13 protein-coding genes are annotated in these 17350 nt (G+C 31.2%); 8 read left to right on the top strand and 5 right to left on the bottom strand.

From position 1 onward, the window contains the following. Positions 1 to 62: 62 nt before the first annotated feature. Entirely contained in the window at positions 63 to 4493 is a 4431-nt protein-coding gene (locus AABM59_RS09160) for a translocation/assembly module TamB domain-containing protein (RefSeq protein WP_338408666.1), read from the bottom strand. Positions 4494 to 4721: 228 nt separating this feature from the next. On the opposite strand from AABM59_RS09160, the gene tsaD reads away from it, so the two are divergent. From tsaD to AABM59_RS09190, 6 genes are all read left to right on the top strand, one after another. Continuing rightward, the gene (gene tsaD / locus AABM59_RS09165) at positions 4722 to 5744 is read left to right on the top strand and encodes a tRNA (adenosine(37)-N6)-threonylcarbamoyltransferase complex transferase subunit TsaD (protein WP_338408667.1); all 1023 of its coding nucleotides are present in this window, start codon (positions 4722 to 4724) and stop codon (positions 5742 to 5744) included. Between the two features lie 3 nt (positions 5745 to 5747). Further along, positions 5748 to 6458 carry a 16S rRNA (uracil(1498)-N(3))-methyltransferase gene (locus AABM59_RS09170; RefSeq protein ID WP_338408668.1) on the top strand — a complete coding sequence of 237 codons (711 nt, stop codon included), beginning with the start codon at positions 5748 to 5750 and terminating at the stop codon, positions 6456 to 6458. Between the two features lie 56 nt (positions 6459 to 6514). Further along, positions 6515 to 7153: a DUF4159 domain-containing protein gene (locus AABM59_RS09175; RefSeq protein WP_338408669.1), complete on the top strand. Its 639-nt coding sequence runs from the start codon at positions 6515 to 6517 to the stop codon at positions 7151 to 7153. Positions 7154 to 7360: 207 nt separating this feature from the next. Beyond that, the gene (locus AABM59_RS09180) at positions 7361 to 8452 is read left to right on the top strand and encodes an AI-2E family transporter (RefSeq protein ID WP_338408670.1); all 1092 of its coding nucleotides are present in this window, start codon (positions 7361 to 7363) and stop codon (positions 8450 to 8452) included. Between the two features lie 2 nt (positions 8453 to 8454). Next, complete coding sequence (locus AABM59_RS09185; protein ID WP_338408678.1) at positions 8455 to 9636, top strand: class I SAM-dependent methyltransferase; 1182 nt, start codon at positions 8455 to 8457, stop codon at positions 9634 to 9636. Positions 9637 to 9638: 2 nt separating this feature from the next. Next, positions 9639 to 10205: a hypothetical protein gene (locus AABM59_RS09190; protein ID WP_338408671.1), complete on the top strand. Its 567-nt coding sequence runs from the start codon at positions 9639 to 9641 to the stop codon at positions 10203 to 10205. On the opposite strand, the gene AABM59_RS09195 is transcribed toward AABM59_RS09190, so the two are convergent. Then, positions 10206 to 10865, bottom strand: a complete 660-nt coding sequence (locus tag AABM59_RS09195) for a M15 family metallopeptidase (protein ID WP_338408672.1) — start codon at positions 10863 to 10865, stop codon at positions 10206 to 10208. A gap of 128 nt (positions 10866 to 10993) precedes the next feature. On the opposite strand from AABM59_RS09195, the gene AABM59_RS09200 reads away from it, so the two are divergent. Together AABM59_RS09200 and AABM59_RS09205 are read left to right on the top strand one after the other, a co-directional pair. After that, a complete protein-coding gene (locus tag AABM59_RS09200; RefSeq protein WP_338408673.1) occupies positions 10994 to 11926 on the top strand; it encodes a PfkB family carbohydrate kinase in 933 nt (310 codons plus the stop codon). Continuing rightward, positions 11913 to 12827 (top strand): pseudouridine-5'-phosphate glycosidase, encoded by a 915-nt coding sequence (locus AABM59_RS09205; protein WP_338408674.1) that lies wholly within the window; start codon positions 11913 to 11915, stop codon positions 12825 to 12827. The genes AABM59_RS09200 and AABM59_RS09205 overlap by 14 nt, the downstream gene beginning before the upstream one ends. 270 nt (positions 12828 to 13097) lie before the next feature. Here the strand turns inward: AABM59_RS09205 and AABM59_RS09210 are convergent, their stop codons facing one another. The 3 genes from AABM59_RS09210 to AABM59_RS09220 all read right to left on the bottom strand — a co-directional run. Then, the gene (locus tag AABM59_RS09210) at positions 13098 to 15005 is read right to left on the bottom strand and encodes an OmpA family protein (RefSeq protein WP_338408675.1); all 1908 of its coding nucleotides are present in this window, start codon (positions 15003 to 15005) and stop codon (positions 13098 to 13100) included. Between the two features lie 10 nt (positions 15006 to 15015). Beyond that, positions 15016 to 15930 (bottom strand): type IX secretion system membrane protein PorP/SprF, encoded by a 915-nt coding sequence (locus tag AABM59_RS09215; protein ID WP_338408676.1) that lies wholly within the window; start codon positions 15928 to 15930, stop codon positions 15016 to 15018. A 33-nt stretch (positions 15931 to 15963) separates the two neighbouring features. Continuing rightward, positions 15964 to 17350 (bottom strand): gliding motility-associated C-terminal domain-containing protein (locus AABM59_RS09220; protein ID WP_338408677.1); only part of this gene is annotated, 1387 nt, incomplete at its 5' end.

Here is a 17350-nt window from a genome sequence, read left to right on the forward strand (position 1 = left end):
CAGTAGTGCTAGCATTCCAAAGAATTAAGTAGTACCTATATGTAAATGATTTTCCCATTAATTTAATCTTCGTCAGGAACTAATCTATCTAGATTTGATGTTTGGTTTTTGGTGTTTGGTTTTTTAGATTTAGACGAATTTATCATTTCTGGAGAAATACTTGAATCTTGGTCAACTGCATTTGATTTTGTAGCTTTTTCGATTTTAATATTTTTAAATATTTTATTTGCAAGTTCTTTGAAAGTATTAAAATCAACTTCATAAGTCACCCCAAACCCTTGTGTGTATCCAATTCCTTCTCCTATGTAACTAATGTCGTTTTCTTTGTTAAACATTCGCAAGTTGAGTGTTCCGTCTTCATTTACTCTGTACAATATTTCAAGATCACCCACAACTGCGGTTTCACTGATTCCTCCAAAAGGAACTCCAACTTTTCCATTTATAGTAAACCTTTCGTTGAGCTTAGATGAAATCGACGCTACAAATCTACCATCAGTCTCATTTCCTATTCTTTTATCGGCAGCTATAATATTAAGGTCTACTGTAAATTTATCGTTGTTGGTTTTAATAATACTGCCCAACATGTTTGCGGCTGTATCAAACAAACTTCTAGAAAAATCAGACTGACTTACTCCTTCCGGACTAAGAAACCCCCCAGTTGACAATAAATACAAAGCCTGGGTTTGTCTTACATCCTTATCGTTCAATTTGTACTGAATCTCCGATTTTAAAACATTGCTAACCGTTGGAAATTCAAAATTAAAATCGGGTTCAGGACTTGCTAAATCACCTTTAATACCTATAATTAATTCAACAGGCACTTTTTGATTAAATGAAGAATTTTCTAATAATACGGTAGGATTAGCTGATGTTTTATATACAGACTCTAAATTCAATCGTGCTTTCATTGGATCACCTTCCCAAGAAATATAACCTCCTTTTTTCACGTCAAATTTTCTATCGACAATTCCACCATATTTAAAATTATAAGTTCCTTCATAAGCCTGAAAATCGCCCCACATATTAAATTTTCCAAGCGTATTTATTTTAAATAATAATGTTCCATTCCCTCTCCCTTTCATTCCATGTCCAGAAGTCCGGTCCAAGATTACTTCAACTTCAGCATTTGGGGTAATGTCAAGGTCAAATTCAAGTTCAAGTCCTTTGTATTTTTTTACATCATCAACAATACCTTTTTTAATGTTGTATTTTTCTTTAGCACTCAAAAAATGGATAAAATCATTTTCACTTACATTTTCAGCATCATTAATAGGGATTTTTAGTGACGAATCTTTATCCGATTTTGCATCCACTTTTATAAATAAACCATCTGTTGGCCCTTTGATTGTTGCCTTCCCATTTATATATGCTATACCATAATAGGCTGCATCTTCATGGTCTTTTGTATCAAGAACCAATAATCTTTTTGAGTTAATTACTAAATCTAATTTCCAATCCGAAAAAACATTATGCCCAATACTACCGTTTAAAGTCCCTTTTGTGCCATATTTAGTGTCGGTGAGAATATTGTTTCTTAATAGGAATCTTTCTTCTGTTAAATCAACAATTGTCCTGTCGCTTAATGCGTAGTCAACATTCAAATACGGAATTGTCATTCCCGCATTATCTACATAAAGACGCCCATTTATTTCAGGTTTTTTGAGATTTCCTCCAATAGCTGCATTTCCTGAAGCAAATCCCCTTATTTTAGATAACACATCGCCACCAATTGAGCTTAATATTCCTAGATTAAATTTTTCGAAGTTTAATTTCAAATCCAAGATTGTTTCGTTGTTCCCAATTTCAAAATTTCCATTGGCATTAAAAGACTCTAATTTTTCATTCTTGATGTTCGCGGTCAAAGCGAATTTTTTGAAAGATTCATCTCCAACAACATCTAAATTTAAATCACCTAAATCCGTTTTATTTATATTTAAATGATCGATTTTTATAGAAGCTGGCAACTCAAATATTGTATTATTCTGTTTATAAATTACATCTGCATTTACGTTTCCGTTAAATGTAAATGCATAATCTGTAGGTGTAATTTGATTTAAATCGACATCCTTTAACTTTAATTTAAAATCTTTGTATGCACTACCTTTTATGTCACCTTTAAATGAAATTTCTTGATTTTCATGAGACATTATTATGTCATTAAAATTGAAATTTTCGAATGCCTTATCAAAGACTATTTGATTATTTGATTCGTCTTTTTCATTCAAATACCATAAATAATCCTTAATTTTCACTTCAGATTTACTAATACCAACAACATTATTATTATCCTTATTAATAGTATGATACAAGTTCAGATTAAAATAATCTTCTCCTTTTGAGCCTCCTTTAAACTCTGATCTAAAGTACAAAGTGTCTTTCATGGTGACATTTATCAAACTAAAATCACGAAGTTTGTAATACTTACTTTTAATACTGTCCAGTTCTATGTAAGCATTATAAAGTAGGTTTTTGTTGTCAATTTTAACTCTAATATTGTCAAAAGTGTTTTCGGAAGCAACAATTTGTGGTGAATTAAAATTGAGCTTAAACTCTTGATTGTCAGAATTTATATTTCCTTTGACAAACGTATTAGAACCAATGGCAATTTCCGGATAAAAAATCTCTACGATTTTATTATAAATGGTAAAATTGAATTTCAAAAATTGCCCTTTACTAACCTTAATTGGTTTGTAATTGGCATAAAGACTTCCCAGTGAATTAATCATCAAATTATTTAATTGCTTAAACTGGAATTTTCCAACAATTTCTCCTTCCACAATATCAGGGGAATGAAATTCAATATTTCGAATTTGACTACTATCTAAAGTAGAATTTATAGTAAAATCGTCAAAGTCATAGATTCCTTTTGTGTTTTGATAGGAAGTTTTTTTAATGATTATATCACCATATAAATTTTCAATTGAGTTTCCCGAAACTTGTGCAACCACATCACCCTTAAAAAGAGAAATAGAATCTTTTACAAACTTTAATTTATAAAAATCGGCAGTTTCAATATTGACATGAAAATCATATTCACTTTCTTTTTTGCTCATATCAACTAATCCATCAAAAGTCATGTTCAAATTAGGATCGTTTACCGACACCTGTCCTTTGTATAAATCTTTTTTAAAATTACCGTTTAAAACAACATTGCTATAGGAATAATTATTAAAATCCATTTGCGTAATAGCTCCTATGACTGACGAATTCAAATATTTTTCAGAAAAACCAACACCGGCAACATCGATATTCATACTTACTTTTCCAATGTCCTTTCTATCCAAAAATGTACCAATATCAAAATTCTCCAAAACAACATTCCCGGTATAAGAAGCATTGTCAATGAAGTCAATGTTTTTCATTGAAAAATCGGATTGTACTTTTCCTAAAGCAGTTGTCATAGAAAAATTAGCAGTAACAGAAGCTTGTGTTACTTGAGTATTTCCAATTATTGTAAAGGCCCCAAGTTTATTTATATTATTTGGTAATTTCTTTCCCAAAATATTCGGAAGCAAAGTGACAAGATCATCATAAGTAGAATAAAGTTTCTTAAATTTACCATTCATATAGAATTTCTGCTCATTTTTTGGAAAAAGATTTTTGAAATTTATAAATCCCATTATCTGGGAATTTTTGGAATCAATTAACCTCAAATTCGATAGATTTAAATCGTTCAAAGTTCCTTTGATATTCGTTTTAACATTGAAAATCTGGTTTTTTCCCAATTCTTTATAAAAGCATCGAATGTCATTTGAACCTATAGATGAAGAATTGATTTTAGCATCGAACTTAACTTTATTGTTGAAATCCTGAAAATCTTCAATTTTATAATTTAAATAAACCGTTCCCTTTATTTTAGATTCTTTGGTCAGCAAATCAAGGTTTTCTAATTGTATTCTTTTTTTTGTGTAGCTAAATTTTGAACTTAAATTAACTACAAATATTCCGCGATGATCCAGAAATGATAATTTGTTTATTATGGTGTTTACGGCTGGCCCATACAGTTTAAAATCACTAATTGAAGCATTGAGTTTAGTAAAATCTACATCCTTGGGGATTACTCTATTTTCATCAGTTAGAATAAAATGGCTATTTGTAATCTTAACATTTATAGCGGTCAGTAAAAAATGTTTCCCGGTTGGTTTTCCTGTGTCAAAAGCATTGATAAAAACATCAATGTTCGTTTCGTTCTCTTTCTTGTAAGTTTTCAAATTAAGTAACATTCCATCCAAGCCAATACCACCAAAAATTAAATCACCGTCAAGCAATTTTTTTCCGTCCAATAAATTTGTTTTAATTCTATTTACATAAATTAAAGTATCTTTATGGTGATCTAAAATCAAGAATTTTTTGAGTTTAACTCCTCCAAAAATAGAGATTGACACTTCATCAATAGAAATATTTGTTCCAAAGTCCTTATTGATGCTTTGTGTAAAATATTGAGCAATTTTTGTTTGAACGAAAGGTAAAGAAAGAGCAATACCAAGTGCCAATAATAGCAGTATAATTCCAAGAAAGGAACGGTGTGCTATTTTTAAAATTTTTTTAATAGTTGCTATTTTATCTATTTTTTTGATACTGCTTGTTTTTTTATTTTTCTTTTCATTATTTATTTTGGCTAAAGAAACTGGAGCCGTTTAAATAAAAATTCTTTAATTTTGCCACCACCGTAAATTTTAAAATACGGTTTGTCAAATATAATTCAAAATTTGTGCCGTTTTATGCAAAATACCGAGGTTTTTATTCTTGCTATCGAAAGTTCTTGTGACGATACAGCAGCAGCGGTTTTATATAACGATAAAGTATTATCGAATGTTATTGCCAATCAACTGATTCACAATCAATATGGCGGTGTTGTTCCTGAACTTGCTTCTCGTGCACACCAACAAAATATTGTTCCAGTTATTGATGCTGCATTACGCAAAGCAAATATTAATAAAGAACAGTTATCAGCAATTGCGTTTACCCAAGGCCCCGGATTAATGGGTTCGCTACTTGTGGGGAGTTCTTTTGCGAAATCATTGGCATTGGCATTACAAATTCCATTAATTGCTGTGAATCACTTGCAAGCCCATATATTGGCTCACTTTATTGACGATGACGGAAACGAAAAGCCAATATTTCCATTTCTGGCCTTGACCATTTCTGGAGGTCATACCCAAATTGTGAAAGTCAACGACTTTTTTGATATGCAAATTATTGGAGAAACCACCGATGATGCTGTGGGAGAAGCTTTTGATAAAAGTGCAAAAATACTTGGTCTCCCCTATCCTGGCGGTCCTTTGGTTGATAAATATGCAAAGCTTGGGAATCCAAAAGCTTTTGCTTTTACTAAACCAAAAGTTCCAGGATTAGATTTTAGTTTTTCCGGATTGAAAACCGCAATTTTGTATTTTATTCAGAAGAAAAAAATAGAAAACCCCAATTTTATTGACGAAAACCTAAACGATATTTGCGCTTCCATCCAATATACGATTATCGAAATTTTGATGGATAAATTAAAATTAGCCGTAAAGGAAACCGGGATTAAACAAGTCGCTATTGGCGGTGGAGTTTCGGCAAATTCAGGAATAAGAAACACATTGGCGGAAGCCGAAAAAAAATATGGATGGAAAACCTTCATACCAAAATTTGAATACACCACCGATAATGCCGCAATGATTGGAATTGTAGGTTATCAAAAGTTTTTATTACAAAATTTCGAAACCTCTGCTGTAGTTTCCAAAGCACGAATTCAATTTTAAATTATGCAATTATTCTATAATCCAACAATAAACGAAACCACCGAAAACTTTTTTTTTGACAAAGAAGAAAGTAAACATATAATTAAAGTATTACGTAAAAAAGACACTGATATATTACATGTTACAAATGGTTTAGGATTATTATTTAAAACTGAAATCACATTAGCTTCGGACAATAAATGTACCGTACAAATTCTTTCTTTTGAAAAAGCAACACCTTCAAAATACCATTTACATTTAGCTGTAGCACCAACAAAAATGAATGATCGATTTGAATGGTTTTTAGAAAAAGCAACCGAAATTGGGATTCACGAAATCACACCTATTTTCTGTGATCGCTCCGAAAGAAAAGTAGTAAATTTGGAAAGATTAGATAAAATAATATTAACGGCAATGAAACAATCGAATGTGTTGTTTCTTCCAAAACTCAACGAAGCAATAAGTTTCAAAGAGTTCATTAAACTCGAAAATAAAGGGTTTCAACTGATTGCTCATTGTGAGGAAACCGACAAGAAATCTTTAAAATCGGTTTTGAAACCCAATGAAAGTGTTACTTTACTCATTGGTCCTGAAGGGGATTTTTCGGAAAAAGAAATCGCTTTGGCACTCGCGAACAACTATGTTCCAGTATCTTTGGGGAACACGAGATTACGAACAGAAACCGCTGCTATTGTGGCATGTCATAGTGTGGTTTTCGTTAATGAAGATTTGTAATTTTAAATCTCTAAGATTTTTAAAACCTTTTGAAATTTGGTTATTTATTAAAAATTATGAAAAGAATTTTTCATCTATTACTACTTGCTTCCGTCGCTTCATTTTCCCAAGAAATTGCTTTGGTAAAATATAGCGGAGGTGGTGATTGGTATGCTAATCCAACCTCATTATCCAACTTGATAAAATATTGCAATGCCAATATCAACACCAAAATAAAATCGAAGCCAGGATTAGTCGAACCTAGCAGCCCCGATTTATTTTCCTATCCTTTTGTTCACCTTACAGGTCATGGAAACGTCGTTTTTAGTGATGCTGATGTTAGCAATTTAAGGAATTATTTAACTTCTGGAGGATTTCTGCACATAGACGACAACTTTGGTATGGATGAATACATTAGAAAGGAAATTAAAAAATTATTTCCAAATATTGATTTGGTCGAGATTCCTACTAATCACCCCCTATTTGAAAAACCCTATTTATTTTCGAATGGATTGCCAAAAATTCATGAACATGATGGCAAACGTCCACAAGCTTTTGGGGTTTTCGTAGAAAATAGACTAGTATTACTTTATACTTTCGAATGTGATTTAGGTGATGGTTGGGAAGACTCAGAAGTACACAACGACCCTATTGAAGTTCGCGAAAAAGCTTTAAAAATGGGGGCTAATATTATAAATTACATTTTTAATAATTGATTTGTTATATCAAGAAATAGAGTTTTAATTAAGTTTGAATTCTGATTTACAAATTAGCTTATAAACAGTAAAAGTCTATAATGGCAAGCGACATTTAACTTTACAAGTTATGAATTATTAATTAGGACAATAATCCTTCCTTATTTTTAAAATATAAACTCGCTACTTATTTAGCGAGTTTTTTTATCTTTATACTCTAAAAAATAGATGATGACTTCTAAAATAATTGCAAACGGAATTCTAAGAACCATATTAATTGTTATTTTGATCTCTTTGCTCCTGTTTTTTATTTACCAAATCCAAACTGTTATTATTTATTTGATGGTTTCTCTGGTGCTGACATTAATAACGAATCCGATTGTTGAATTTTTAAAAAGACGATTGAAATTCTCAAACACATTTGCTGTAATTACTACCGTTTTTTTTTTAGTTTTGATTCTTGTTGGATTTATTTTGATGTTTGTTCCGCTGATTGTCTCCCAAGGTGCAAATTTATCTTTGTTAAAAACAGATGAAATCGAATCAAATCTCGCTCAATTAGTAGCGGAAATCAATAATTTTTTAGTGAGTCACGCTATTGATCCAGAAAACTTACTTGACGAAACAAATTTATCTTCGAGATTGAATTTTAATTTTATTCCTGAATTTTTAAATTCAATTCTAGAGGCATTGAGTAGTTTTGGAATGGGATTAGCATCTGTTTTGTTTATCACTTTTTTCTTTTTGAAAGATAAATTTCGTTTTTTAAGTGTTGTAAAAAGAATACTTCCAGATCAACACGAGGAAAAAATATTAAATTCTATTTTTAAAATAAATGAGTTGCTAAGCCGTTATTTTATTGGTTTATCTATACAATTATCAATAGTTTTTATTTTCTATTTAGCCGTATTACTTATTTTTGGTATTGAAAATGCTTTTATAATTGCATTCCTGTGTGCCGTATTGAATATCATTCCATATATTGGCCCACTAATTAGTTCAATCTTGGCAGCTATACTGACTATGATCAACAATTTAGGTGGCGATTTTCAGACTCAAATTTTACCAACAACACTTTATGTATTAATTGGTTTTTGGATTGTTCAAATCATCGATAATAACCTCTCGCAACCCATTATATTTTCTAAAAGTGTAAAATCGCACCCATTAGAAATATTTTTGGTAATTCTTATTAGTGGTTTTCTTTTTGGTATTATAGGAATGGTAATCGCAATACCTGTTTATACAATTTTAAAGGTTGTGGCAAAAGAATTCTTTCCCGAAAATGCAATTATTAAAATTGTAACAAAAAATATTTAATGTTGTCAAATCCTTTATTAAATAATGAAATTCAAGATTTTATAAACAAAAATATTGGTTTGTCAATATCGAAAATGGCACTCCAAAAAAATTCGTTTCCAGAAGTCGATTGGATTTCTATTTTGAATCAAATTGAGATAAAAACTAAGGCAAAAGAAAAATTACCCACTTGGTTTTCGACCAAAAACATTATCTATCCAAGCAAAATTTCCGTAGAACAAACTTCCTCCGAAAAAACAGCTTCTTATAAAGCTACTATTGTTTCTGGCGAAAGACTGATTGATTTAACTGGAGGTTTTGGTGTTGACGATTATTATTTTTCAAAAAAGATGAACACCGTTGTTCATTGCGAAATAAATCCTGAACTCTCCAGCATAGTAAAACATAATTTCGAACAATTAAAAATACCGAATATTACTTGCTATTCTGGTGACAGCATAGAAACTTTATCTGAATCAAACACAAATTGGGATTGGATTTATATTGATCCTTCCAGACGAAACGATGCCAAAGGAAAGGTTTTTATGCTAAAGGATTGTTTTCCAAATGTTCCCGAAAATCTTGATTTATTATTTCAATATTCTGATAATATTCTAATAAAAACAGCTCCCCTACTCGATATTTCCGCAGGTTTAAGCGAATTGAAAAATGTAAAAACTATCCACGTTGTTGCGGTTGAAAACGAAGTAAAAGAATTGTTATGGGAAATTCACAAAGATTATTCTGGAGAAATAATCATTAAAACCGTCAACATTTTAAAAGGGAAAGAAGAAACTTTCGAATTTGTTTTGGATAAAAATGCCGAAATTCCAACCTATGGCCTACCCTGCAACTATTTATACGAACCCAATAGTGCCATAATGAAATCGGGGGGGTTTGATGAAGTTGGAACTTTTTACAATCTAAATAAACTGCATAAACATTCCCATTTATATACAAATTCGACCCTAATTCCTTTTCCGGGAAGAGCTTTCGAGATTGAAAAAACAATTCCATACCATAAAATTGAAATGAAATCTCATTTAGAAAATAAGCAAGCAAATATTACCACGCGAAATTTTCCAGACAACGTTGAAAGCATTCGTAAAAAATGGAAAATTAAAGATGGCGGAAATCAATATTGTTTTTTTACAACTGATGTAAATAACAATAAAATAGTTTTAATTTGTACTAAAATAAAATAAAAATGAAACAAGCAACCTTACTAATTATTTTCTTGATAGGAAACCACTTATTTGCACAAAAACCTTGTGAATATAGCATCAATGTCACTGATTCCATTGGAACCTATAAATCGACCAAGGAATATATAATTTCTGAAAAGAATTTTGGCGGAAATACCAGCTATATTTTTTATAGTTTGGCATTGACTGATGGTACACCTACATTGAACTTGCAACTTCTTCAAAAAAGCAAAGATTTTATGAAAGCCAATTGTTTCGACAAGAATTCTAAATTATTTTTACAGTTAAATAATGGCAAAATAATAACCCTTATTCATATTGACAAAGAAAATTGTGGCACAATGATTCGGGATGATAAAGGCTTTGACAACCGAATTCTTTCCGGCACTTTTATGTTTTTAAAAGGTTCTTTTGAGGAATTGAAAAGTTCTCCCGTTAACTTGATGCGAATAAAATATTTGACTGACATGGAAGATTATGTCGTCAAAAAACAATTTCTATCAGAACTAGACAACCTAGTTTATGAACCAGAAACCTACTTTATCGATAATTTGCATTGTGTAGAATAATTATTTGCAGTTCCATTTCGCATTAGAAACCTTGTCGTTCGAGGCTGTTTCTAGGTTATAATGCCACCATTCTGAATCAATGAAATTAAACCCGTTCTGTATCATTATTTTTTTTAATAATTCCCTGTTGTCTTTTATTTCTTGTGAAAGATTATAATAATTATGACTGGCTTCTATGCCAAAAAAATCGAAAGGCGTACCCATATTAAGCTCCGTCTCATTAGCATCGACTAAAGTAATATCGACAGCTCCTCCTCTATTATGAATAGATCCTTTTCTCGGATCAGCTACATAAGAAGGATCTGGTACAATTTTCCACATTCTTTTTTGAATATCTAATGGCCTGTAACAATCATAAATTTTAATTTTGTAGCCCATTTTCACAAATGAATCATTGGCATCTATCAAAGATTTAACGGTTTTTAATCGCAAAAAACATTCCGCACAATCATACACTTTGGCCTTCAAAAAATTATCCGAAGTGGCATATTTCATATCATACACAAAATCTTTACTATAATTTTTCAAATTCACAAAAACGGTGTCATTTATTACTTTTTGATTTCCTGAAGAGTTAGCTGGAATTCCAATTTGGGCTTTACAAGAAAACAAACAAAGAAAAAAACTTAAAACTAGTAATGGTTTTGTGGAAAAATTCATGAAATCTATTTTTAATAAAAATAGAAAAAAAATGGGAAATTATCTAAGGAATTTTTGATCTTCTAAAATTGTAATATATTGATAACAAATCGAGATCAATTTATGCATAATTAGTTTATATTTGTTTTATGTCAAAATCGGTTTTATGTATTGGTGCTACACTTATTGATGAATTGTATTTCTGTGAAAGTACAATTGTTGTTGGTTCCTCTAATCCTGCTCAAAAGTCAATGAGTATAGGAGGGGTTATTAGCAATATTGTACAAAATCTTGCTTTATTGGATGTCAATGTGTCATTAATAACTGCTTTGGGTAATGATGGTGATGCTCAATTTATTTCTAAAAATTTTGAAAAAATGGGTATTGGATATAGCCAATCTATTGTGGCCAATGATTCTACCGGAAAATATGTATCCATTTTAAATTCAGATGGAAATCTATATATTTCTGCTTGTCAGGATATTAGTTCAAAATACATTACAATACCTTTTTTAGAATCGAAAGTTAATTTTATTAAAGACTTCGATTTGATAGTAATAGACACAAATCTTGAAACAAAAACGATTCAATGGGTAATTAATTTTTCAAAAATGCATAATAAAACATTAATTATAGAGCCCGTTTCGGTAACTAAAGCATCAAAATTAGCGCATTTGAATTTAGATGGCGTTTATATGATAACACCAAATGAAGAAGAACTTATTTCTATTAGTACTATTGAAGTTGGAAAGGAAGAAACACTTATTGACAATCTGTATAAAAGAGGTGTTGCTAAAATTTGGATTAGAAAAGGAGATCAAGGATCCGTGATTCATCATAATGGCAAACCAACCTATTTGTCGGTTCCAAAAATAGGAATTACAGATAGCACAGGAGCTGGCGATGCTGCTTTGGCCGGCTGGATATTTGGTTATGTAAATAATGAAGAGGAATTAACCTCCCTACAATTGGGTCACTCTTTAGCTTTGGAAATATTAAAAATTAAAGGATCGGTTAACCTAACCATCAACAAAGAAAATCTATATAAAATAAAAAAAACATATTATAATGAGTCAAAATGATTTTATAATTATCCATCCAGAGGTTCAATATGCCTTGGACAATAATTTGCCAATAGTTGCATTAGAATCTACGATTATTTCGCATGGAATGCCTTATCCACAAAATGTTGCTACTGCAAAATTAGTAGAAGACGAGGTAAGAAAATGTGGTGCTGTTCCTGCCACGATTGCCATAAAGGACGGTAAATGTTTGGTTGGTTTATCTTCAGATGATATTGAATATTTTGGACAAACCAAAGACGTTTGGAAAGTTAGTTTAAGAGACATGCCGTTTGTTATTTCAAAAAAATTGCCTGGAGCAACCACCGTTGCTGCTACGATGCGAATTGCTTCGATGGTTGGTATAAAGATATTTGCTACCGGAGGAATTGGTGGAGTTCACAGGGGCGCAGAAACAACAATGGATATTTCGGCAGATTTAACTGAAATGGCTAATACCAATGTAGCCGTTGTAGCAGCTGGTGTAAAATCAATTTTAGATATTGGATTAACATTGGAATATTTAGAAACTATTGGTGTTCCTGTGGTTACTTATGGTCAAGATGAATTTCCAAGTTTTTATTCTTCCAAAAGCGGATTCAAATCTCCATTGCGATTAGACACACCAGAATCTATGGCACTTTTAATGAAATCAAAATGGGATATAGGGATTAATGGTGCCGTGTTAATTGCTAATCCAATACCTAAAGAATTCGAAATAGAGCAAAATTCTATTGAAAAACATATAAAAAACGCATTAAATGAAGCTGCTAAATTAAATGTAAAAGGAAAAGAGGTGACACCATTTTTATTAAAATTTATTTCAGAAAATACGAAAGGAGAAAGTCTGGAAGCTAATATTGCTTTGATAAAAAATAATGCCCGTTTGGCTTCTGCCATAGCAGTAGCATTATATAGCTAAAAATAAAGGAAGTACTAAAGAACCAAAAAACCCACTGAATTCAGTGGGTTTTTATGTGAAGGCTATTGATTTATTTTCAAATCAAATCTTAGAATTTTTAGCGGATTTTGTTGAAAAAACTTCTTAAAATAACCCCTAAATTTCTTTAGAGGCTATTAATAAATCATATTTTGATTTGATATTATTTATATAAAATGCTGTTGAAAATTCAAAACATTTTTTTATTATTCAATAATTTATTTAAATGGTTTAATAACTATGACAACTATTTTACTTAACATTTATAATTATAAATGTACTCCTTCTGTTTTGCTGGTGTTCTTCTTCACTACATTTTACATTATCACTACAACTATTGATTAGTTTAGTTTCACCATAACCTTTTAAGGTTAATCTATTTGTTTCTATTCCCTTACTTGTTAAATAATTAAATGTTGCAACAGCTCTATTTTGAGATAATTTTTGATTTAAAACTGCCGATTGTCTACTATCGCTGTGTGAGCCTACTTCAATATTAATTGTTTTATATTTATTAAGGAATTCAACAACTTTGTCCAATACAATTTTAGATTCCTCACGCAAAGTATATTTTCCTAAATCGAAATAAATTTTGTGTAGTTTCAATATCTCATTTAAATCATCAACAGATTTAAACTGTAATTCCACCTTTTTTATAGGAATAAGCTTTTCAAAATCAACTTCTTTGGTTACAAACGAAACTGAATTTTCTTGATAATCAAATTTACTCACGGAAATTAAATATGAAGTATTTGGTTTTAAATCTTTGAATAAAAAAATTCCATTTGAATCTGATTTTATTGAAGCTATAAGAACTTTTTCATTGTCTAATAAATTCAAAATGGCATTGGGTTGAATTTCATTTGTTTCTTCATCGACAACCGTTCCTTTTATCGAAATTAAAACAATCTTTTTTATTAACAAATCAAATGAATAAATATCGTCATCTCCTTTTCCACCTGGCTTATTACTTGTGTAATATCCGTTAGTCATATCACTGTTAAGTACCATTGCAAAATCATCATATGGACTATTGATGACTTCTCCTAAGCTAATTATTTGTGCATTAGTATCAGATAAATCAATAGAATATAAATCGAATCCTCCTTTTCCTGAACGCCCATCTGAAGCGAAAATTAGGGTATTGTTTTCTGTAATGAAAGGATAGGAATCTCGACCTTCTGTATTAATTTTTTCTCCTAAATTATCAACTTGATTAAAAGTCCCGTCTTCGTTTATACCTACTTTAAAAAGATCCGATTCGCCATTTTTGGTTAAGTTATCTGAGACAAAATAAAGAAACTTTCCGTCAGGACTAAGTGCTGGGTGTGCGATTCTAATGCTATCATTTTGTCCAAAAGTAACAGAGCCTTTATTTATCCATTTATTCTTAACAAAAATGGATTTGTATAATTTATAACTACCATTAACTAATTTGGTATTCGATTTTTTTACAAATTGATTTTGGGTATAATACATCGTTTTACCATCTTTAGAAAAAACAGGAGTTGCTTCATTGTATATTGAAAAACTACCTTTTGAAAACAATTTTGGTTTACTATAATTCCCATCGGGGCTTTTTGAAGATTGAAACAAACTTGTAAACGATTGATTTGTTCTTTCGTTGGTAATATTATTCAAAAAAGCATTTTTTGCGCTAGAAAAAATTAACTTATTGCCATTTATTGCTGGTCCATAGTCGGAAAATTGAGTATTAATTGAAATTGATTTAATATTAGAAAACTCAAAGCGAGATTCTTCATTAGAAGTTTTATTAATTAAATGGGTTCTTATTTCTGTTGGATTTGATTTCTTAAAAATTTCCAATTGTATCAAAGCTTCGTCTGTTTTTCCAACTGATTTTAGGGTTTGTGCATACCTATAATAGTCTTCGCCATTCATAACTTGTCCAAGCATTACTAATTTAGAATACCAAACATTAGCTTGTTCATAATTAGCATTAAAATAATTTGCCTGAGCTAATTTTTCTATTACTTCAGGGGTTTCTGTACCTTTTTTGAAAATATTAGTATAGCTTTTAATTGCTTCAAAATATTTTTGTTCTCGAAATTGATTTTCAGCCTTTTTTAATTCAGCTTTTTGTGAAATCGCAAATAGGGGATAAAGTGATACTATTACTATTATTAAATATTTTTTCATAATTAATTTTTTAGAAGAATCTAGGAGTTTCACAGTTGCAGAAATTTTCAAATAGTTCAAATTGCATGAAAATTTCATGAGATCCAGAATTAAATCCTGATAGTTTGGTAGTTTCACGATCATATCCATATCCAATAAACAATTTATCATTAATTTGGAAGCCAGCCATAGCACTCAAAGACGCACTCCATCTGTAGGCAGCACCAAGAGTGAATTTTTCATTGATTAAAAAATTTGTAGATAAATCAACTTGGACAGGTGATCCTGAAACTATTTTTGATATAAAAGCAGGTTTAAATTTAATATTTGAACCCAAATCAAATATTTTTCCACCCATAAAATACAAATGATATCTTTGATTTACATCAGTATTTGCAATGTCATCATATTTTTTTGTATCTAACAACATCGGTGTAGATACTCCAAAATACCCCTTTTTATTATATAAAAATAAACCTGCTCCGATATTAGGTGAAAATCGATTAGAAATATTGTTTTGTAAAACAACTTCCCCAGGATTGTATTGATTTAATCGGTTATAGTCAATGTTAAGTAAGTTAGCCGTTGTTTTAATACCGAATGCCAATCTATAATCATTACCGAAGAAAAGACTATAGGATAAATCAATTGCTATCTGTGCTTCATCACTTGGTCCAATTCTATCATTTATTACTGAAACGCCATATCCCAATTTACTTGCATTAATTGGTTTGTTCATAGAAAAATTTATTGTTTGGGGAGCTCCTTCCAATCCAACCCATTGTGCTCGATACAACCCGTAAACACTTGTATGTCCCTTTGATCCAGCATAAGCGGGATTTACTAATATTGGATTATACATATATTGAGTATATTGAGGCTCTTGTTGTGCGTATATACACAGGCTTAGTAGAAATAAAATCTTTGTGATAACTATTTTTTTCATTTGTTCTTTTTTTTTACAAAAGTGCTTTCTTTTTTATTTGTTTAAATATAAATATCCTGAACGTTCTTTAGAAACACCTTGATTGTTGACATATCTAAGAACATAGAAATAAGTTCCAATTGGTAACCCTTCATTTTTATTAATTGTAATTCTACCTTCTGAAACGCCTTTAAAGTACTTTCCATTTTGTCCGTATCCTTCTATTTCATAAACTACAACTCCCCATCTGTTAAAAATAGTAACGGTGTTATTTGGATAATTTTGAATATTTTGAATCACGAATATGTCATTATCGCCATTTCCATTAGGAGTCACAGCATTAAATATTTCTAAATCGTCATCAGAAATATTGTGATTGTTTATTTCTAAATAATCAGGAATTCCATTTCCATTTGAATCATTTGGAACGTTTGGATTCTCGCCAATTTCTTCTTCATTAGAAAGTCCATCGCCATCACAATCACCCGCTAAAAAGGATGTTGAAGGCAAAGCCGTTGCATGAGCATTAATCGATTCACACGGATTATTAACGTCGGTTCCGTCAGCTAGTTCTGTTCCGTTAATTACTCCATCACCATCACAATCTAAAACAGACCAAGTGGCATAAGCGGCACTTGAAGTGGCAGGCGCATTAGTATAAGAACACGGATTATTTGGATCAGTTCCGTTTGTGTTTTCCGTTCCGTTTGTTTCGCCATCATTATCGCAATCGGCATTCGCCCAAATTGGGTTAGAAACCACAGGAATTGATCCCGCTACAAAAACGCAAGGGTCTTGAGGATTTGTATCCAATCCGTTTGGCGTTCCATCACCATCACAATCTAAAACAGACCAAGTGGCATAAGCGGCACTTGAAGTGGCAGGCGCATTAGTATAAGAACACGGATTATTTGGATCAGTTCCGTTTGTGTTTTCCGTTCCGTTTGTTTCGCCGTCGTTATCGCAATCGTTAATTGCAAAATCTAAACAACCACCAACAATAACCGTTGAAATAACGGTATCACAATTCGTTGGATTTAATGTTTCACAGATTCTATAAATTACGTTGTAAGTTCCCGCTGGCGTTTGAGGGGCAATGGTAATTGTTCCATCAGCATTCAAAGTCAATCCCGTTGGTACGGTCAAACCGGTCAAAATCACTTGTGAAGGAATAACTATAACACCATTCAAAGTATCATTTGCCAAAACACTAGAAGTTGTAGCTCCGGTATAACCATTTATTGGTCCCAAAGTATCTGTAATTGCACATATAGGATCGTAAAGCATTACTGCTGCTCCAGTTGCTGTACAGGTATTGTCTGTTGTTGAACGTACTTTTATTGTGTAACTTCCTGCAGTAACACCAGTAAAGGTTGCACTTGATTGGTACGTGGTGCCGTCAATGCTGTACTCAACTCCTGATTGCGTCGTGAATACGATT

It is taken from the genome of uncultured Flavobacterium sp., assembly GCF_963925185.1.
In the GTDB taxonomy this organism is placed as follows: Bacteria; Bacteroidota; Bacteroidia; order Flavobacteriales; family Flavobacteriaceae; genus Flavobacterium.